Here is a 19,621-nt window from a genome sequence, read left to right on the forward strand (position 1 = left end):
AAGCCATTTATCAATAGTCGGCTTGTAGGGATCCAACTTGGGACAGAAACGCTGTTCCGAAGCCGGTTTGGGAGCCGGTTTGTTGAAGTCCGCCATGTCGACATACTTCTGCACCGTCTTCCAATCCAAATGCAATGCATCTGCGATTTGGGAAATGTTTTCTCCTTTCACGAAGAAACGGAATCTGATATCATGTATCTTGTCCATTGTAAGTATGCTCCTCTCCTCCTTGCATTCTTTGGTCAAATACAAGGATATTGGTTATGGTTTATGCCTGCAATGGATTTTTGCATTACTATGGAATTTCCAATTGCAACATTATGGATTTTTAACTTGCAACTTTCGGTATTTTTATCTTACAACAAACAGGTGGCGAGATTCAGCTTACCGATGCATTAAAAGAGTTGGCTCAGAAAGAAGCTATGTATGCCTATAATTTCGAAGGCAAGAGATATGATGTAGGTAACAAGCAAGGCTTTTTAGAGGCCACGGTGGAAGCGGCCTTGAGGAGAGAGGATTTAAGAGGAGAGTTCCTGGAGTATCTTGTGAAGGTTGTGGTGAGGGAGACAGGAGGGGCATTAAGAGAAGTTGCAGCTACAGAGGAGAAATAGAATGATTACAATTACAGTTGAAAAATTTGCAAAAATGTATGTTGAGAATAATCCTGGAGAAAAGTTTAACGATATAAAATCAAATTTAAAGGCAGCACTAAGCAGAAAAAAGGCCGGAGCTGTTTGTGCAAATTGTGGTGAACCGATATGGGCAGCGGGAAGTGTTATTGTTGGATCTGATGGTTGTTTTACTTGTATTACAGGGGAAAGCGATCATTCCGGGGATTATGAAGTTTATGAGTGAAACCGAGGTACACTATAATGACTAATTCAAAGATACCATTCAACGGAACAATTTTATCAGTTCAACCGAGAATCAGGTGTGGGGTGCTCCATAATACCAGGAATTAAAATTGGTTTATGGAGTATCGTGGGTGCTGGTACAGCTGTAATCAGAGATATACCGGATTCGGTTGTTTCTTATGGTGTGCCAACAGAGAGAAGAAGGTTTATACATAACTAACGGGTGGCGATAGTTTTGTAGCGTTTTTCAGTCCATGCCCTTCCTGCACGGGAGCCAGCCAATTGCTTGCACAACTAACGGGAAGTAATGTTACACATTGGCATGGGGCTGGGTTGAGAGTCATTAATGTTGTATTATAATGAGAAATATTAAAATTATTAATAGAAAAATGGGGGGAAAAACATGTCGTGGCTTTTATTCGATTATCCCAGGTGAGGTACTGTTAAAAAAGCCAAGGATTGGCTTAAGAAAAAAGGTATCACCTATCAGACTCGTCATATTGTGGACGAGCGGCCTACCCGGGAAGAAATTATTGATTTGCATAAAAAAAGTGTAGCACTTAGCTTCCGTTTTTCTTCCAGTTTTATTTCCAGTTTGCCCTTGACATCGAACCATGCTTGCCCTCATTGTCAAGGGTCCACTCCGTCAAACTGGAAATAAAACTTAGATAAACTGGAAATTCTTAAGTTCCGCAGTGCTCGGGATTGTAACTTCCAGATACAGCAATACACATAATACATTACCGGAATCAATTTTATAAAATAAAAACAACAGTTACTAAACTGTTGTCAATGGTGTTACTCTGGTAGTTCATTTTCCAGGGCTAATTTAATGGTTATTACAAACCTTTTTGCCGTTTCTAACTGATTGTATGATTCTTCTTTACTGACTAAATAAAAATCTGCATAATCAGAGGATTCCCGTCTTACCCTAGCCTTATTTAAGTCCCTGCCAGCAGTGCGGTCAATTATACCGGTTTTAACAAAATGTTGGTTGAACAAAGAAATTACTCCGCTATGTTTTTTACTGTCAAGTTGCTTCAGTGCTAAAAGTGCTCTGGCTGCATTAAACATGGCATAATAAGGTCGTCCCATGGAATCGTTATACATTCCGGCGTCTAAAAGTATTTCTGCTGATTTGAGATGATCATGTGCTTTTTGAAGGCGGTATTGGGCTAGATCTAAGCTCTCTTCAATCATAGAGTCACTCCGTCCCGTGATACCTCGTGATAAAATAGGGTTTGATGCTGCTGATTCTTAAGAAACTCTGCAGTTGTCAGTACAATGGGGGACACTTTAGCAGCGTACTTTAACTCTATATCTAACAAAATATCACTAATTGAATTCATAACTTCTTCGTCTCTATGTTTAACGACTATAAGTACGTCAATATCTGATTCATCATGAAATTTACCGGTTGATTTAGATCCAAAGAGTTTGAGGTCAAATAGGTTCTTGTTCAGGGCATTTTTGATTAGCGAGGAGAACTCATTCAGTGCTTTTTTTTCGGTTGGATTTAAAAAAAACATGGGTGCTTTCACTCCCCAAGTATAAAAAATTATTTTAAAGTATTATACCATATTATGTAATTGGGAACAATGCTCGGGAATGTTCTGATCCTGGCTGGCGCCAAAATTTTCAAGCTGCCTGCACTGCCGGCAGAGTTGTTTGGACTTTTATGCAAGTAATGATTAACAAGCGATTTATTCAAGGTAAGCTTAACGGATATTTTTCGGTAGCAGGTTTATTTTTTAGCAAAATATAAATGAGAAATAATAATGCTGCCTTTGTTTGTGCAACATGTTAAATCACTTATAACAAAACAAATTTCATAAGTGGCAGTGATCTTATTATTTATCAAGTAAGTAAATGGAAATAATTTTCGCAACGGATATGAGATTAATCTATTATCACTTATATTTATTTTAACTTCATTCTTAACCCCGTCTTCAGGCTTGCCTTCTAAGAAGAAACAATTTACATCGCTTGATGATGCTTCAAATTGCAGGTAATAATTGCCAAGAGTGTATTTTAATAAAGATATACCTTGAATCTTTGTGCAATAACTAACCCAGGCTCCTTCTGCCAATGGTTCTTTGGTGCCATAGATTAGTTCAACACTGTATGCTTGTGTATGCTTAGCCACAATATCAGTAGGCTTAGATGAAAAAACGCCCCTGTTTTGATGAAATTCATTTTTTAAGGAATCAAAGCTGTTGGTATGTAGTTCTCCAGCGGCAAAGTCAAAGTTATCCACGAGAGTTTTTTTGGGGTAGTTCAAAAACGATAGTAATACTATGCAAGCAATTAAAACTGCGCCGGCTATAACTTCATTACTAATGTTTATGGCCGCAGCTAATATATAAATATCTTTCCAGAATTTATATGCTGAAGTATATTTATCGATAAGTCCTAACATAAACATTAATCCGGACGCCAATCCCGGAACCTTCCAGGAGGGGTCAGTCCCCTGGGCCCTTCGAAATTTCCTCGAGTCAAAAAGAAAAAACCGGTTTGACCGGTATTGTTTTAGGTTAGTTTTTTCTTTTGTTGGAAATGCATTTAACGCTTCAGTAAATTCGTCAATGTTTTAGGTTCATATAATGCCAAATCTCAAATATATATTAACATTGCGGTTTGCCTTGGATTTTTACCGGTTTAAATGTCAGGGCATTAATTTTAGCGGTTAGATTTTTTTTCATGGTTTCGTCAATACAGCCGATCATGAGAGCATTATAATAAATCAATGGTAACTTGTACCATTTTTGTTTAAAGGTAGCTAATAATTGACATGGTGTCGCTTCATACTTGTAATTCCCGGTTATCGCCAGGCTTTGAGTTTTATTAAAAGTTTTAAACAAAATGAAAACCTCCTTTAGGCAATATTAACAACACTAACCATGCCAAAAGGAGCTGATAGATTTGTTATGCTATGGCATGGTCTCTAGCAACCGGCTGTCATATCGCAGAGCGAATTAGACCCTTGGCTTTGCGTCCCTGCCTTTCGACAGGTTTGCCCTTCAAGAACCATTTGTACTAATTATTTTACCTAAAATTACCTGGATTGACAACTAGATATCAAATCTTTTTCTAGGACTAAAGTCTTATTTTTTTTGCCTGCAGGTGTGGCAAGTCCGGCGCATGTTTTTAAATAATGATATAATACATAAAAAGATTGGGTTTTAGGTATATATGGGATTATGTGGTAAAGTAAAAGGCTAATGCTTATAATTAACAGAAAGGTTGATTTATAATAATGAACATACTGGTAACCGGCGGTGCCGGATATATTGGTTCACACACTTGTGTTGCTTTGCTGGAAGCGGGGCATACGGTTGTTGTTGCAGATAATCTTGGCAACAGTAAGGCTGAGACTATTGATAAAATAAAACAAATTACAAACAAAGAAATAACTTTCTATCAGATCGATGTGACTGATGAGCCGGCGGTGGAAAGGGTGTTTTTTAGCCATGATGTTGACGGCGTTATTCATTTTGCCGGCTTTAAGGCCGTAGGGGAGTCTGTGGAAAAGCCGCTGGCTTATTACTATAACAACATTGTTGGCACCATGATCCTTGCTAAAGCATGCCAAAAATATGGTGTGCATAGATTTGTCTTTAGCTCGTCAGCCACTGTCTATGGAGAGAATGAAGTTCCTTTTGTTGAGACTATGCAATTGCTGCCGACCACGAATCCTTATGGTGAAACTAAATCCATGAGTGAGCGAATTCTTACTGATGCAGCCAGAGCAAATCCGGCCTTTTCGGTAGCGCTGCTGCGTTATTTTAATCCGGTGGGAGCCCATGAGAGCGGATTGATCGGCGAAGCACCCAGCGGCATACCGAACAACTTAATGCCATATGTAACTCAAGTAGCGAAAGGAAAACTGGAGCAGCTGCGGGTTTTTGGCAACGATTATCCAACGGTTGACGGCACAGGCGTAAGAGATTATATACATGTGATGGATCTGGCCGAGGGGCATGTCGTTGCGCTGAACAATTTAACTGAAGGTGTACATATCTATAACCTTGGTACCGGTCAAGGCACTTCGGTATTACAGCTGGTGAAGGCTTTTGAAGAAGCAAATGGGGTTAAAGTACCCTATGAAATCGTAGGCCGCAGACCGGGCGATATTGCTGAGTGTTATGCTGACGCCTCAAAAGCTAAAAGAGAGCTAGGCTGGACAGCCAAACGTGATGTTATCGCCATGTGCCGGGATGCCTGGAGGTTCGAGAAGGGGTATAAGTGATAAGATGCGAAGGGTACGCTTAGGGCTATACCGTATAGCTAATTTATAAAGGAGGGAATAAAGTGGCGGCAATTAATCCGGATATTTTTCGCCAGTATGATATTCGCGGGGTGGCTGACCGGGATTTAACCCCCGGGGTGGTGGAGCTTTTGGGGCGGGCCTTTGGCTCCTATGTGCGCGCGCACGGCAGCGCGGAGGTTATTGTGGGACGGGATAACCGGGCCAGTTCGGACCGGCTGCGGGAGAACCTGGTGCAGGGTTTGCATGCCGCGGGCTGCCGGGTGATCGATGTGGGGCAGGTGGTTACGCCCATGGTTTATTATGCCCGGGTGCACTTTGGGGTTGACGGCGCGGTGATGATTACCGGCAGCCACAACCCGCCCGACGAGAACGGATTTAAGATATCCTTGGGCGCCGGTACTATCTACGGCGAAGAGATTCAGCGCCTGCGGGAGATGATGGAGCGGGAGGATTTTACCGCCGGGAGCGGCGCCGTGGAACAGCGGGATATCGTGGGGCCGTACATGGCCATGCTGCAGGATAAGATCAAACCGGGGCCCCGCCGTTTGAAAGTGGCAGTGGACTGCGGCAACGGCACGGCCGGTTATTTTGCGGAGCAGGTGCTGCAGGGCTGGGGAGTGGAGGTCTTGCCATTATATTGCGAGCCTGACCCTACGTTCCCCAATCACCAGCCCGACCCGGTGAAAACTAAGAACCTGGTTGATTTGCGCCGGGAGGTGCTGCAGCGTGGGGCCGATCTGGGGGTTGCCTATGATGGGGACGCCGACCGGATTGGCGTGGTGGATGATCAGGGAGAAGTGATTTGGGGCGATAAATTGATGTGCCTGTACTGGCGGGAGATACTGCCCCAACGTCCGGGAACCCCGGCCATTATTGAGGTTAAATGTTCCCAGTGCCTGGAGGACGAGGTTAAGCGTTTAGGTGGTCAGCCATTTTTCTACAAGACCGGCCACTCCTTGATTAAGGCTAAGATGAAGGAAGTGGAGGCTGTATTTACCGGTGAAATGTCCGGCCATATGTTTTTTGCCGATGAATATTACGGGTATGATGATGCCTTTTACGCCACGGGGCGCCTGCTGCGCATATTGTCAAATGCTACTGAGGCCCTGTCGGGGCTGCTGGCCGGGGTGCCGGTTTATTATTCCACGGCTGAGACCAGGGTGCCCTGCGCCGACCGGGAAAAATTTAGGATCGTTGACCAACTGGTTGAGAAGTTTAGAAACGAGTATGATGTAATTGATGTAGACGGGGCCCGGGTGCTGTTTGGTGACGGCTGGGGTTTGGTACGGGCGTCCAACACCCAGCCGGTGCTGGTGGCCCGCTGCGAGGCCTCAACAAAGGAAGGCCTTGACCGCATCTGCGCCATTATGAAAGATGCCCTGACCGCCTTTCCCGAGGTAAGCCCCTTCGACTGGGAATATTAACCGGGGGTTCCGGCTGCATTATTCGGCCAGGTTAAGTAGCACTATGGCTGTACAAAGCATAGTATATTCCGGGAGGTGTCCCGGGATGTTTAAAATAACCGACCTGACTAAGAAGGATATCATTAACGTTAAGGACGGCGCCAAATTAGGCCCGGTTAAAGACGTTCATATAAACTCGGCTGACGGCAAGGTTGTCGCCATTGTGCTTGACGGTCCAAGGAGATTTTTGGGATTAATGAGCGCCGGCAAGGATAATGTAGTGCCCTGGGAGAAAATCAAGCTTGTTGGCAAGCATGCCGTGCTGGTGGAAGTGGACTGATTAATGTGGGGGCACGGCATGCCGTGCCCCTACAAGCTTGTCATATAGACGACCTGGCATAGGCGGGCATGATTTATTGACAGGAAATACCGGCCTTGTTAGAATAAATATGGTTTATACCGGTATTAATTGGTTTTGCCAGTAAGGAGTTGCGAGGTTGTATTCTGACTCCTGAATACTGTTTATTAAATTTGTAAGGAGGGCAAGTCTTTGGCCAAGCGCTTATTTACATCTGAGTCGGTTACCGAGGGGCACCCCGACAAGATTGCCGACCAGATTTCCGATGCCATATTGGACGAAATTATCGGGCAGGACCCCAACGCCCGGATAGCCTGTGAAACCTTTGTGACCACCGGACTGGTGTTGGTGGGGGGAGAAATAACCACTCAGTGTTATGTGGATATCCCCCGGGTGGTTCGGCAGACCATACGTGAAATCGGCTATACCAGGGCCAAGTATGGGTTTGACTGCGATACCTGTGCTGTGCTTACTTCTATAGATGAGCAATCTCCCGATATCGCGCTGGGTGTGGACAAGGCACTGGAGGCCAAAACCGGGGAGGAAGCCGATTCTCAGATTGAAGCCATCGGCGCCGGCGACCAAGGGATGATGTTCGGCTACGCCACCAATGAAACACCGGAGCTGATGCCCATGCCCATTTCTTTGGCCCACCGCCTGGCCAGGCACATGGCCACGGTGCGCAAAACTAAGGAGCTGCCTTTCCTGCGCCCGGACGGCAAGGTTCAGGTTACGGTGGAATACGAGGATGGGCGGCCGGTTCGTTTGGATACCATCGTTGTTTCATCCCAGCACCATCCCCGGGTGGAACTGGACGTAATTAGAGAAGGTATAATTGAAAAGGTGATTAAGCCGATAGTGCCCAAGGAAATGATTGATCCCGCCACCCGTTATTTCATTAATCCTACAGGACGGTTTGTAGTCGGCGGCCCCCAGGGCGACGCCGGGCTTACCGGGCGTAAGATTATTGTGGACACTTATGGCGGCATGGCCAGGCACGGCGGCGGAGCTTTTTCCGGCAAAGATCCCACCAAGGTGGACCGCTCGGCCAGCTATGCCATGCGCTATGTGGCCAAAAACATAGTAGCCGCCGGGTTGGCGGATAAGTGTGAGGTTCAGGTGGCCTATGCCATTGGCGTGGCCCGCCCGGTTTCGGTACTGGTGGACACCTTTGGTACCGGCAAGGTGAGCGAGGATAGGCTGGTGGCGATAATCAAGGAAGTGTTTGACCTGCGCCCCGCGGCAATTATCCGGGATCTGGAGCTGCGCAGGCCCATTTATAAGAACACGGCTGCATATGGCCATTTCGGCCGCCGGGACATCGCCCTCCCCTGGGAGAGCACCGACAAAGCCAAAATCCTCCGCAACCTCGTGGGGCAGGCTTAAGAGTATTCAGCATACCTTACTCGTAGTAGGGGCGGACGGCCCTGTCCGCCCCTACCAAATACACTCTCTCCTTAATCTGCTCTGTCATAGGCCTTACTCTTTGTCCTGGCATTATCCAAAACATCATCGAGTTGGGCGTTTTTACCTGTTTCTTTGAGATATTCCCAGTCTACGCTATTCTGGTGCAAGGCCAAAAGCTTTGCTGCCCATAACAGATCGGCTTCGCTTTTCCAATATTTTGCCGCTGCCAGGCGATCCAGAATCAAATCCTCAATTCCAATGATATAAAGCTCCAAATCGTCAATTTCCAGTGTGACCACTTTTTCCTGGGAACCTGCCAAAATATCGTCCGGCATTTCCAGTGCCAGGTCTAATTCTTCGTGATACCAGTGCCGCTCTCCCGGACGGTTTTGGAAACCCATTTCGGCCAGCGCCGTTTTAGCCTGCTGCCGGCCATTTAAAACAATATCTATATCTTTGGTAGCATATCCACCAAGTGTGTAGAACTCGAGGGCCCGGCCTCCGACCAGAACGGGCCTGATGCCCTCCGGTTTTAAAGCTTCGGTTAAAATGGCCAGCACCAAAAGGGACTTTTTCAAAGGATCCTTTTCTTCTTTGGCGTTATCAAGCCGTAATGAAAGTTTACTATTCATTCCATCGGTACCTCCGGGGGCCTATTTTTTCAATGCGTCCGCTGGCCAGGGCTTTTTGCCAGCGAATTTTGTCCAACATAAATAAAGTAAGGTCTTCCTCCGGATCGCGGGGTTTGTGAAAACGCCCGGACTTACGCACAGTATCTACGCTTGCGGCGTGGGTATAGATAGATAAGGACTTTTTTTTCATTTCTTTGATATATGTATCGAATTGAATCTTACGCGTAAAATCATCCCCCTGGGCCGTATTTAAAGATAAGCGATAAATTAATTTTGTTTAATTTTGCCAATTAACCCCATTGTACCATGGAAGGGGTTAAGGAACAATGCTTCTAAGCTGTTGTGTCAGCAATGAAATAAACCGCCTGTTAGTTTAAGCCTGAACCTCGTTAACCATGCTTTGAGGTAGTGCATATGGTGGAAAAAAGGTTGACGGGGGAGTGGTCTATGGCAGCGGTATGGGTCCTGGCGGGTTTGTTTGCGGGGTGGTTGGTGCTGGTGATAAGGCAGGTGTGGAAGGAGACACAGCGGAACGGCAAAAAAAGTAACGCAGGTTGTTCCCGGACAGCCGGGGCACGGCTGGTGGCGATATTATTAAAAGACCGGGTGGGGCAGGTAGAGTGGTTTGTGCGCAGGGTGGCGGACGGGCTGGAGCGCCGGCCGGAACTGCGGGTGGTGCTGATAGATGGAGGTTCCAAAGATGGCACTACGCAGGTGCTGGAAAGACTGGCGCGGCAATTTAACCTGGGGTTCCGGCGTTTGACGGAATTTCATGCGGGATGCCCGAGGGCGGATGGCGATGCTGTTAATGAGCGCCAAATAACGTGCTGGTCGAAAAATTGCCTTGAAACCGGTCGTCGGCTGAATTATGTTAACTTGCCGGCAGTGTGTATTGATTTGCGGGGCGCTTCAGCCAGTGAGCTGCTCAGGTATAATCTAAGGTTAGTTGGTTAGTAACTAGTTGGTTAGTTGGTTGGGAACTAGTAACGGCAATTAAGATACTTATATACCTAACCAACTAACCAACTAATTAACTACAAATTGTGTGGCCAGGTACGGAGGGTAACCCCTTTTTTTGTCGAATTTACAAAAATGAGGTGAAAAAAGTTTGCGCAAATCCAGGAGTTTTTCGCATGTCATATATACCTGGCTGGTCATTTTTTTGGGTTTATGGCTCCTGAAATATACTTTTCCCGTGCTGGATCTGGATCAGGGGGAAGAGCTGTTAATTATGGTTGCGATGGCGGTGCTGGCTGAGTGGCTGGCTGTGGTTTTTCCACAGGGCCAGCTTTCCGGTGGTTTTGCCGTAATTATGGCCACCTATCTGATTTACGGTCCGGTGGCCACGGCATGGGTTAATTGTATTGCTACCGCTGTGGGGCAGGGGGTGGCCAACCGGGGCAACCCCATGCGCACAACGCTGTTTAACGCTTTTCAATATGTGTTTGTGGTGCTGGGCGCCAATTTGCTTTACAGTGTCAGCGGTGGTTTGGCTGAGCGCAAAGTGGTTTTGGAAAACGCTGTGCCCCTGGCAGTTTTTGTTTTGGGGTATTTTGCAATCAATCAACTGATGGTTTATATTTACACTCTTCCCGCGCGCAGGGGATACCCTCTTGTTGACTGGTGGGATGCTATGCGCTGGGATGGTATTACGTACATTTGGGCTGTTCCTTTCGGCCTGTTAATGGGCCTGCTGCACGCCAAAATAGGTATTTATGGCACGGCGCTGCTATTTCTGCCGGTGCTGGCGGTGCAGTTTGTGCTCCGCTTCTATGTGCACCTGGAACTAGCCAACCGCGAGCTCAGGGTGCTATATGAGGTTGCCAGGCGGCTGGGCGGCAGTCTTAATCTCAATGAAATACTGGAACTGGTGCTGCGGGAGACCAGGAAGGTGATAAACTATCACACAGGTGTTATTTACCTTTGGTTGGAAGATAAAGGCTATTACCAGGCTGGAGCTGTATGCGGACCCCACTCAGACCTGATCGCCGGCTCTGCCGTGCGCCGGGGGGAAGGTTTCTTTGGATTGGCTGCTGAACACGGGGAAGCACAGCTGGTCTATGACACCAGGGCAGATGTCCGCACCGCCGGGGATATTGGTCTGACCCAGGCGCACCGGGCGATGGTGGTAGTGCCTCTGCTGGCGGAAACCGAGGTGCTGGGACTGCTGGTATTGGGTGATAAACGCCCCGGCTTTTTTGAAGAAAAACATCTGCATACACTGACTATTATCGGTGGCCAGACGGCTGTGGCTATTGCCAATGCCCAACTATACCGCAAGTTGGAGCAGGCCTCGATTACCGACGGGCTGACCGGCCTGCACAATTACAGGTACTTTTACCACCGGGCGGTGATGGAATTGGAGCGGGCTGGCCGTTACGGCGAAACCTTCTCGCTGATCATGCTGGATATAGATCATTTTAAACAGGTTAATGACCGCTACGGCCACCTGGCGGGAGACACTGTGCTGAACGGGGTGGCCGGCGTTATTCGTTCCGAGGTGCGGGGTTGCGATATACCGGCCAGATATGGTGGGGAAGAGTTTGCCATTTTAATGCCCAAGACGGGCCCGGCTGAGGCCAAACATGTGGCGGAAAGAGTACGGCTGGCTGTTCGCGAAAGTATATTTGAAGAAAACGGCCAGCGCATCCAGGTGCGCATCAGCGGCGGGATTGCTACTTTTCCGGATCACGCGGGTGAAATTTCCGAGCTGGTTAAAGCTGCTGACGCCGCTCTTTATAAAGCCAAGGAATCCGGTCGCGACCGGAATGTTTTATACGAAAAGAAAACAAGAGTGTAGAACAGCTCCAGAGGTGCATCCCATGCTGAAAACTTTATTCGAGGCGGCACTGGATATTGTTTTCCCGCCCCGGCAGGTGTGCCCTATTTGTGCCGGGCATAGCCCCGGTTCTTTGTTATGCCCGGCCTGCCGAAAACGGCTGGACGATTACGCCGGGGAAATTATTTGTCCGGTTTGCGGTGCTTTTGGCGGCGCTGCCGGCGTTACTGCAGGCGGCAGCATCTGTCCGCATTGCCGCAGGGCTGGACGGGCCTTCGACCTGGCTCGCTCGGTTGGCCCGTATGAGGGACCGCTGCGGGATGCGGTGCACCGTCTTAAATACCGTGGCATTAAGGGGTTGGCCAGCCCCCTGGGCGCATTAATGGCTGATGTTGCCCGGTCTGATCCATTGCTCAGTCAAGCCCGGGCGCTGGTGCCTGTTCCCCTTTCCCCGGACCGGGAGCGCAAGCGCGGCTTCAATCAGGCCCTTTTATTGGCCAGGGAACTTGAACAGCATTTACAGGTTCCCGTGCTGGAACGGGCGGTGGTTAAAATACGGGAAACTCCTCCCCAGGCGGAACTTTCCCGGCAGGAAAGATTGGTAAATTTAACGAATGCGTTTATTGTGCCCAACCCCGATTTGATAATGGGCAAAAAAATTACTATTATTGACGATGTATTCACCACCGGCAGCACTGTTTCCATTATTTCCCATGTTTTGCGACAAACAGGTGCGACGGTTATTATGGCCTTAACTTTTGCCGGTACGCGATTTAACGCCAATAGTTGACAATTGATTTGACATATAAGATTGATAATGTGACAAGGATTTACTAATATTTTAGGTAATTCACAGCCTCAACCCCTTGTATAATGGGTTATTAACAGACTTATACACATTATCCACAGCTTTTGGCTCTGTAACCAGCGTTCAACAGCAAATTTATTCGACATAATTTGGGGGTATGGAGTTAATTTATCAGGTCCACACTCCTGATAAGACTGTCAGTGGCATCTCTTGACAGTCCCTGGGTGATGTGATAATATAACTCCACGTGAGTTGTAAGACCGCGGTATTATTTTTTAGGAGGAATGTTTTGGTGTTAGGTAAGGTCAAGTGGTTTAGCAAGGAAAAAGGTTACGGTTTTATTGAAAGGGAGGATGGAGGCGACGTATTCGTTCATTTCTCAGCCATCCAGGAAGACGGGTTCAAGACCCTGATGGAAGGTCAGGAAGTGGAATTTGATATAGTCGAAGGCGCACGTGGCCCGCAGGCAGCCAATGTTACCAAAATATGATTTACTGGCATAACAACCCCGGCAGCAGCCGGGGTTTTATTGATTTGTAGCAAAAAAATATCAAAATGGCAGGAATTATCTTATATTTAGGGAATAATACTACTATTACTCACTATTACTACTCGCTCGAAAGGAGTTGGGAGTATGAAGGTACTGGTCAGAGGCAGGAATGTTGATGTAACAAACGCCCTGAAAGAGTATGTTGAAAAACGGGTGGGTAAGCTGACGAAGTATCTGGACGGCATTGAAGAGGCAACTGTTATTATGGTTGTGGAAGGCGATTCACACAAGGTTGAGGTGACCGTTCCTTTTAACGGTATGATTTTACGCGGCGAGGAAGCCACCGGTGATATGTACGGTTCAATTGATCTTGTGGTGGATAAGCTGGAAAAGCAAATTGAAAAATACAAGGGTAAAATTAATCGCAGACGGGCCCAAAACGACGTTAAAATGCCTGTGGACAATAGGCCTGCGTATGATGATGAAGGCCCCAGCGTGGTTAAAACCAAGCGTTTTGCCGTAAAACCAATGCCTGTGGAGGAAGCTGTACTGCAGATGAACCTCTTAGGCCATAGTTTTTTTGTATTCTCTAATGCGGAAACCGAACAGGTTAATGTGGTATACAAACGCAAGGACGGTAATTATGGATTAATCGAACCGGAGTTTTAAACCTGAGCGCGTCCTGTCCCGGGACGCGCCTTTTTAGTCCGACCGGTTGCAGGGTTTTGAGCTTAATGTTAAAATGTAATATGGCATAAGTAGTGGTAAGGGAACCGAAAGGTTCCTTGCTTTATTTATGTGTGCGTTATACGTGCACTCTAGAAAGGTGATTTAACATGTTAAAATTCATACGCAACTGGTTAGATGATAACTCAAAAGAAGTTAAGAGGCTGCAAAAAACTGTTGATAAAATTAATCAAATTGAGCCCGAAATCAGTGCTCTTTCTGATGACGGGCTGCAGGCCATGACCCCGCAGCTGAAAGACCGGCTGGAGCAGGGCGCCTCGCTGGACGATATTTTGCCCGAGGCATTTGCGCTGGTGCGGGAAGCGTCACGGCGGGTGCTGGGCATGCGCCACTTTGATGTGCAGCTCATGGGCGGCATGGTGCTGCACCAGGGGAAAATTGCCGAAATGCGTACCGGTGAAGGTAAAACTCTTGTGGCCACGCTGCCGGTATACCTGAACGCCCTGGAGGGGTGTGGTGTGCACGTGGTTACGGTTAACGACTACCTGGCCCGGCGTGACAGTGAGTGGATGGGCCGGCTGTATAAGTTTCTGGGGCTTTCCGTGGGTCTGATTGTGCACGGACTGGACTGGAACCAGCGCAAGGAAGCCTATAACTGTGACGTCACCTACGGCACCAACAACGAGTTTGGTTTTGACTATCTGCGGGATAACATGGCGGTACGGGCCGACCAACTGGTGCAGCGGGAGCTTAATTACGCCATTGTGGACGAAGTTGACAGCATCCTGATCGATGAGGCCAGGACCCCGCTGATTATTTCCGGCCAGGCCGACAAGGCCACCGACCTGTACTACACCTTTGCCCGGTTGGTGCCAAGGCTGAAAAAGGAAGACGACTTCACCGTGGACGAAAAGGCCCATACCGTTGTGCTGACCGAGGAGGGTGTGGCCCGGGTTGAGCAGATGCTGGGTGTGGAAAACCTGTACGATGATGTGAATATGGAACTGACCCACCACCTGAACCAGGCGCTGAAGGCCCATGCTCTGATGAAGTGCGATCGGGATTACGTGGTAAAAGACGGTGAGGTAATCATTGTTGACGAGTTCACCGGCCGTCTCATGTTTGGCCGCCGTTACAGCGACGGGCTGCACCAGGCCATTGAGGCCAAGGAAGGCGTTAAAATTGAACGGGAGTCCCAGACCCTGGCCACCATTACTTTTCAGAATTACTTCCGCATGTTTAGGAAGCTGGCCGGTATGACCGGTACAGCCGAAACAGAGCAGGAGGAATTCCGTAAAATTTATAGCCTGGATGTAATTGTGGCCCCCACTAATAAGCCGATGATCCGGAAGGATATGCCTGATGTGGTTTATAAAACCGAGCGGGCTAAATTTGATGCTGTGGTGGAAGAGATCGCCGAGCGCCATGCTATCGGCCAGCCTGTGCTGGTGGGTACCATTTCTATAGAAAAATCGGAAGTGTTAAGCGATATGCTGCGCCGCAGGGGTGTGCCGCACCAGGTGCTTAACGCTAAATTCCATGAAAAAGAGGCCGAAATCGTGGCTCAGGCCGGGCGTCTGGGCGCGGTGACCATAGCCACCAACATGGCCGGGCGTGGTACCGATATTCTGCTGGGCGGCAATCCGGAGTTTTTGGCCCAGGCCGAATTGCGGGGCCGGGATGATTACGACCCTGAAGACCCGGCCGGCGCTGAAAAGTATCAGCAGGTGCTGGAAAAATATAAAGGGTTGAGTGCAGAGGAGTACCGCAAAGTAGTGGAGCAGGGCGGGCTGCACATCATGGGCACCGAACGCCATGAGAGCCGCCGCATTGACAACCAGCTGCGGGGCCGCGCCGGCCGTCAGGGGGACCCCGGGTCCAGCCAGTTCTTCAGTTCGCTGGAGGACGACCTGATGCGGCTGTTCGGCTCTGATAATATTGCCGGAATAATGGATAAACTGGGGTTAGAGGAAGATGTGCCCATTGAGCACGGGCTGATCACCAGATCGCTGGAAAGTGCCCAGAAACGGGTGGAAGGCCGTAACTTCAGTATCCGCAAGCACGTGCTGGAATATGACGATGTGATGAATCAGCAGAGGGAAGTTATTTACCAGCAGCGGATGAAGGTTCTGCTTGAGGAAAGCCTGAAAGACGTGGTTCTGCAGATGATCACTGATGCGGTGAGCCGGGCGGTGGAGATTTACGCGCCGGATGGAGTCATTCCCGAGGAGTGGGATCTGGAGGGCCTGCTTACCCATGCCGAGCAGCTGTTCCTGCCCGGGCACCAGCTGCAGCCCGAAGATATCGAGGGAAATGGCCGTGATGCGCTGAAGGAATTCTTTACTGAGAAATCTATCGAAGCCTACGAGGCCCGCGAGGGTGAAATGGGCGCGGAAGTGATGCGGGAGCTCGAGCGGGTGGTGCTGCTGCGTATGGTGGATGAAAAGTGGATGGACCACCTGGACGCCATGGATCAGCTGAGGGAAGGCATCGGCCTGCGGGCCTACGGCCAAAAAGACCCCCTCATCGAGTATAAGTTTGAAAGCTACCAGATGTTTCAAAACATGGTGGAATCCATCCAGGATGATGTGGTCCGCTACGTCTTCCGGGTGAACGTGGTGCAGGCGCCCGAGCAGCGCCGGACTATTGAGAATAAGTACGAGGAAGAAGGGCCGGCCAAGCCGGTGCGTCGGGAAAACAGAGTGGGACGCAATGACCCCTGCCCCTGCGGCAGCGGCAAAAAGTACAAAAAGTGCTGCGGCCGCGCCGGGTAAACTTTATATCAAAGGGAGTGAATTTGTTTGTTCAGTGATTTGCGCAGGGAAGTGGAACCCCTGAATAAACGGGTGGCGGATTTGAGGGTTTCTCTTTGACATCGATAACAAAAAACTTAAAATAAGCGAACTGGAAAAAGAAATGATCAACCCGGGCTTTTGGGACGATCAGGCCCGGGCCCAGGAAGTTACCCAGACCGTTACCAGCTTGAAGGAACGCATCGAAACCTTTAATGAACTTTTCAGCACATTGGAGGACTTTGAAGTTTTACTGGACCTTGGTGAGGAAGAGGACGACGGCCAGCTGGCGGGTGAAGCCGAAGCCGCACTGAAAGAACTGCATAAGCTGGTGGCGGATATGGAGCTCCAGGTTATGCTGAGCGGCCCCTACGACGGCAGCAACGCCATTGTTTCCATGCACGCCGGGGCAGGGGGGACCGAGGCCCAGGACTGGGTGGAAATGCTGCTGCGGATGTATACCCGCTGGGCGGAGAACCGCCGGTTTAAGGTTAACATTATGGATCTGCTGCCCGGTGACGAGGCCGGAGTTAAGAGCGTCACCTTCGGGGTATCGGGCCAAAACGCTTATGGCTACCTGAGGTCCGAAAAGGGCGTGCACAGGCTGGTGCGTATTTCTCCCTTTGATGCCGCGGGCCGCAGGCATACTTCCTTTGCTTCGGTGGATGTGCTGCCCGAAGTGCAGGATGACCTGGACGTTGAAATCAACCCCGAGGACTTAAAAATAGACACTTACCGTTCAGGCGGAGCCGGCGGCCAGCACGTTAACAAGACCGATTCCGCCGTGCGCATCACCCACCTGCCCACCGGCATTGTGGTGCAATGCCAGAACGAGCGCTCCCAGCTTTCCAACCGGACCACCGCTATGAAACTGCTCAAAGCCAAACTGATCGACCTGGAGATGCGGAAGCGGGAATCGGAACTGGCCGAGATGCGCGGTGACCAGCAGGAAATTGCCTGGGGCAGCCAGATCAGGTCCTATGTTTTCCACCCCTATTCCCTGGTCAAGGACCACCGCACCGGATTTGAGATGGGCAATGTCGACGCTGTTATGGACGGCGATATTGACGATTTTATAACCGCATATTTAAGGGAACAAGCCAAAAAAGGATTTTAGATAATTTAAAGAACCCGGGAGGAGCCCTGTAACAGGGCTCTTCTGCTTTGTTGGTGCAAAGCTAATATTTAGACTTATTTCGACAAGCAGGAAGGATTATCAAAGTTAATGAAAGAAATATACTTCGTTTGATATGTTATCATTTGCCGCGGTGGAATACGATGCCACAACCGGGACAAGCTAAAATAGTGCACGATTGATACGGGGAGTTTGCTATGTCCTGGAAAAATATATGGGAATTTGTCTGGGTTACCATAGGGGTCATTTTTACTGCCCTGGGGCTGGATATGTTCCTTATTCCCAATAAAATTGCCGCGGGCGGGGTCAGCGGTATCGCTACTATTATTCACTATGTAACCGGTTCGCCGGTGGGCCTGACCATGCTGGCGTTAAACGTGCCGCTGTTTATTATGGGCATCTACCGGCTGGGGCTGACCTTTGGGTTCCGGTCCCTTTACGGCACCCTTAGCCTGTCGGTCGTGGTGGACTTCTTTGAGGTTTTTGTGCCTGTCCCCACCAGGGAACCTTTATTGGCCGCGCTGTTTGGCGGGGTTCTGGTGGGTTTGGGTCTGGGGCTGGTTTTTAAGTACAGGGGCACTACAGGCGGTACCGATCTGGCTGCTGCCGTACTGCGCACATATACCGGGGTTAACATCGGGCAGCTGCTGTTTCTGGTGGATGCCACGGTAGTCCTGGCGGCGGGATTGGTTTTTAATTCCTGGGAATTGGCGCTGTACGCGCTGATAACCATTTTTGTAACCGCCTGGATGATAGATCTGGTGCAGGAGGGTATAAATTATACCAAGGCATTTTACATATTTTCCGACCGGACGGAGGAAATTGCTTTAAAGGTTCTGCATGACCTGGGGCGGGGCGCCACTGCTTTAAAAGCGCGGGGGCTGTTTACCGGCAGCGACCGGGAGGTCATCCTCACCGTGGTAAACAGGTCGGAGGTCGGCAGGCTGAAGGAAATGGTTTTCCAGGTAGACCCGGATGCGTTTATTATTATCGCTGATATCCGGGAAGTCCTGGGGGAAGGGTTTAAAGAGGCAGTAGTCAGTAGTCAGGAGACAGGAGTCAGGAGAAGAAAAACATAGGAGATAGGAGACAGGAGTCAGTATTAGAGAAATCGCTCTATAATATTCTGAATTCTGACTCCTGAATACTATTTTGGAGGTAAATATGAGCAATCAGGAAGAAAAGCAGGCCAAACTAAAAGAAAAGGCCAGGATTATCAGACGCCATATTGTATCCATGGTTGGTGCGGCCGGCTCCGGCCACCCGGGTGGGTCCCTGTCGGCGGCTGATATTGTCACCGCCCTCTATTTCGATGTGCTGCGGGTGGATCCGCAGCGCCCGGACTGGCCGGACCGCGACAGGTTCGTTTTATCCAAAGGCCACGCGGCGCCGGTGCTGTATGCCGCGCTGGCGGAAAAGGGCTATATCCCGGCCGAAAAGCTGCAAACCCTGCGCCAGCTGGGCAGTCCGCTGCAGGGCCACCCCGATATGCGCAAGGTGCCCGGGGTGGAGATGTCCACCGGTTCCCTGGGACAGGGATTCTCAGCGGCCAACGGCATGGCCCTGGCCGGGAAACTGGACGGGCGGGACTACCGGGTGTATGTGCTGCTGGGTGACGGGGAAATCCAGGAGGGACAGGTTTGGGAAGCGGCTATGGCTGCGGCTCACTACAAGCTGGATAATATTATCGCTTTTCTCGATTACAACGGCCTGCAAATCGACGGCCCCGTCGATCAGGTGATGTCACCGGAACCCGTGGCCGATAAATGGCGCGCTTTTGGCTGGGACGTGCAGGAAATCGACGGCCATGACTTTGGACAAATATTGGCTGCCGTTTCCAAAGCGCAGGAAACAAAGGGCCGGCCCAGCATAATCATTGCCACGACGGTAAAGGGCAAAGGGGTTTCCTTTATGGAAAATCAGGTGGGTTGGCACGGGTCGGCCCCGAAGCCCGAGCAGGTGGAGCAGGCCCTGTCGGAGTTATAAGCTATAAATCAGCGGGCGGA

Annotated in this window: 20 protein-coding genes, 2 pseudogenes and 1 riboswitch; of the genes and pseudogenes, 15 read left to right on the top strand and 7 right to left on the bottom strand. The window is 49.3% G+C overall.

Features of this window, described 5'->3' with window-relative positions:
• A pseudogene (locus tag BM056_RS10375) lies at window positions 1-207 on the bottom strand (IS21 family transposase); the annotation flags it as partial.
• A 161-nt stretch (window positions 208-368) separates the two neighbouring features.
• Here BM056_RS10375 and BM056_RS10380 point away from each other — a divergent pair.
• Window positions 369-611, top strand: a pseudogene (locus BM056_RS10380) (hypothetical protein); the annotation flags it as partial.
• A gap of 1 nt (window position 612) precedes the next feature.
• Window positions 613-855 carry a hypothetical protein gene (locus tag BM056_RS10385; protein WP_092471352.1) on the top strand — a complete coding sequence of 81 codons (243 nt, stop codon included), beginning with the start codon at window positions 613-615 and terminating at the stop codon, window positions 853-855.
• A 797-nt stretch (window positions 856-1,652) separates the two neighbouring features.
• On the opposite strand, the gene BM056_RS10395 is transcribed toward BM056_RS10385, so the two are convergent.
• From BM056_RS10395 to BM056_RS10410, 4 genes are all read right to left on the bottom strand, one after another.
• On the bottom strand, window positions 1,653-2,054 hold the full coding sequence (locus BM056_RS10395) for a HEPN domain-containing protein (protein ID WP_092471354.1): 402 nt from the start codon (window positions 2,052-2,054) through the stop codon (window positions 1,653-1,655).
• On the bottom strand, window positions 2,051-2,383 hold the full coding sequence (locus BM056_RS10400; RefSeq protein WP_092471355.1) for a nucleotidyltransferase domain-containing protein: 333 nt from the start codon (window positions 2,381-2,383) through the stop codon (window positions 2,051-2,053). Before BM056_RS10400 ends, BM056_RS10395 begins: the two co-directional genes overlap by 4 nt.
• Before the next feature lie 215 nt (window positions 2,384-2,598).
• Window positions 2,599-3,294: a hypothetical protein gene (locus BM056_RS10405; protein ID WP_092471356.1), complete on the bottom strand. Its 696-nt coding sequence runs from the start codon at window positions 3,292-3,294 to the stop codon at window positions 2,599-2,601.
• 184 nt (window positions 3,295-3,478) lie between these two features.
• Window positions 3,479-3,715 carry a hypothetical protein gene (locus tag BM056_RS10410; protein ID WP_092471357.1) on the bottom strand — a complete coding sequence of 79 codons (237 nt, stop codon included), beginning with the start codon at window positions 3,713-3,715 and terminating at the stop codon, window positions 3,479-3,481.
• 82 nt (window positions 3,716-3,797) lie between these two features.
• A riboswitch (cyclic di-GMP riboswitch) is annotated at window positions 3,798-3,882 on the bottom strand.
• Window positions 3,883-4,110: 228 nt separating this feature from the next.
• On the opposite strand from BM056_RS10410, the gene galE reads away from it, so the two are divergent.
• The 4 genes from galE (at window position 4,111) to metK (ending at window position 8,271) form a co-directional block, all read left to right on the top strand.
• A complete protein-coding gene (galE, locus tag BM056_RS10415) occupies window positions 4,111-5,103 on the top strand; it encodes a UDP-glucose 4-epimerase GalE (protein ID WP_092471358.1) in 993 nt (330 codons plus the stop codon).
• Between the two features lie 62 nt (window positions 5,104-5,165).
• Window positions 5,166-6,548, top strand: a complete 1,383-nt coding sequence (locus BM056_RS10420; protein ID WP_207648173.1) for a phosphomannomutase/phosphoglucomutase — start codon at window positions 5,166-5,168, stop codon at window positions 6,546-6,548.
• Window positions 6,549-6,633: 85 nt separating this feature from the next.
• Entirely contained in the window at window positions 6,634-6,867 is a 234-nt protein-coding gene (locus BM056_RS10425; RefSeq protein ID WP_092471359.1) for a YlmC/YmxH family sporulation protein, read from the top strand.
• Between the two features lie 210 nt (window positions 6,868-7,077).
• A complete protein-coding gene (gene metK, locus BM056_RS10430; RefSeq protein WP_092471360.1) occupies window positions 7,078-8,271 on the top strand; it encodes a methionine adenosyltransferase in 1,194 nt (397 codons plus the stop codon).
• Window positions 8,272-8,342: 71 nt separating this feature from the next.
• On the opposite strand, the gene BM056_RS10435 is transcribed toward metK, so the two are convergent.
• Together BM056_RS10435 and BM056_RS10440 are read right to left on the bottom strand one after the other, a co-directional pair.
• Window positions 8,343-8,924, bottom strand: coding sequence for a DUF6036 family nucleotidyltransferase (locus tag BM056_RS10435; RefSeq protein ID WP_092471361.1), 582 nt, complete (start codon window positions 8,922-8,924; stop codon window positions 8,343-8,345).
• Window positions 8,917-9,114 carry a hypothetical protein gene (locus BM056_RS10440; RefSeq protein ID WP_092471362.1) on the bottom strand — a complete coding sequence of 66 codons (198 nt, stop codon included), beginning with the start codon at window positions 9,112-9,114 and terminating at the stop codon, window positions 8,917-8,919. Before BM056_RS10440 ends, BM056_RS10435 begins: the two co-directional genes overlap by 8 nt.
• Before the next feature lie 257 nt (window positions 9,115-9,371).
• Between BM056_RS10440 and BM056_RS10445 the strand changes: the two genes are divergently transcribed.
• The 9 genes from BM056_RS10445 to BM056_RS10485 all read left to right on the top strand — a co-directional run bounded on the left by BM056_RS10445 (window position 9,372) and on the right by BM056_RS10485 (window position 19,601).
• Window positions 9,372-9,878, top strand: coding sequence for a glycosyltransferase family protein (locus tag BM056_RS10445; RefSeq protein WP_092471363.1), 507 nt, complete (start codon window positions 9,372-9,374; stop codon window positions 9,876-9,878).
• 154 nt (window positions 9,879-10,032) lie between these two features.
• Window positions 10,033-11,724: a GGDEF domain-containing protein gene (locus BM056_RS10450; RefSeq protein ID WP_092471364.1), complete on the top strand. Its 1,692-nt coding sequence runs from the start codon at window positions 10,033-10,035 to the stop codon at window positions 11,722-11,724.
• A 22-nt stretch (window positions 11,725-11,746) separates the two neighbouring features.
• Window positions 11,747-12,493 carry a ComF family protein gene (locus BM056_RS10455; protein WP_092471365.1) on the top strand — a complete coding sequence of 249 codons (747 nt, stop codon included), beginning with the start codon at window positions 11,747-11,749 and terminating at the stop codon, window positions 12,491-12,493.
• A 310-nt stretch (window positions 12,494-12,803) separates the two neighbouring features.
• Complete coding sequence (locus BM056_RS10460; RefSeq protein ID WP_092471366.1) at window positions 12,804-13,001, top strand: cold shock domain-containing protein; 198 nt, start codon at window positions 12,804-12,806, stop codon at window positions 12,999-13,001.
• Window positions 13,002-13,145: 144 nt separating this feature from the next.
• Window positions 13,146-13,670: a ribosome hibernation-promoting factor, HPF/YfiA family gene (hpf, locus tag BM056_RS10465; RefSeq protein ID WP_092471367.1), complete on the top strand. Its 525-nt coding sequence runs from the start codon at window positions 13,146-13,148 to the stop codon at window positions 13,668-13,670.
• 167 nt (window positions 13,671-13,837) lie between these two features.
• A complete protein-coding gene (gene secA / locus BM056_RS10470; protein ID WP_092471368.1) occupies window positions 13,838-16,462 on the top strand; it encodes a preprotein translocase subunit SecA in 2,625 nt (874 codons plus the stop codon).
• A gap of 27 nt (window positions 16,463-16,489) precedes the next feature.
• Window positions 16,490-17,597 (top strand): peptide chain release factor 2 gene (gene prfB, locus BM056_RS10475; protein ID WP_435050959.1). Its coding sequence is split into 2 segments (ribosomal slippage): window positions 16,490-16,558 and window positions 16,560-17,597, totalling 1,107 coding nucleotides; the frame shifts between segments, so codons are not numbered across the junction.
• Window positions 17,598-17,812: 215 nt separating this feature from the next.
• The gene (locus tag BM056_RS10480) at window positions 17,813-18,694 is read left to right on the top strand and encodes a YitT family protein (protein ID WP_092471369.1); all 882 of its coding nucleotides are present in this window, start codon (window positions 17,813-17,815) and stop codon (window positions 18,692-18,694) included.
• Window positions 18,695-18,779: 85 nt separating this feature from the next.
• Window positions 18,780-19,601, top strand: a complete 822-nt coding sequence (locus tag BM056_RS10485; protein WP_092471370.1) for a transketolase — start codon at window positions 18,780-18,782, stop codon at window positions 19,599-19,601.
• Window positions 19,602-19,621: the final 20 nt, after the last annotated feature.

The organism is Desulfotruncus arcticus DSM 17038 (genome assembly GCF_900113335.1).
GTDB classification, from domain to species: Bacteria; Bacillota; Desulfotomaculia; order Desulfotomaculales; family Desulfallaceae; genus Desulfotruncus; species Desulfotruncus arcticus.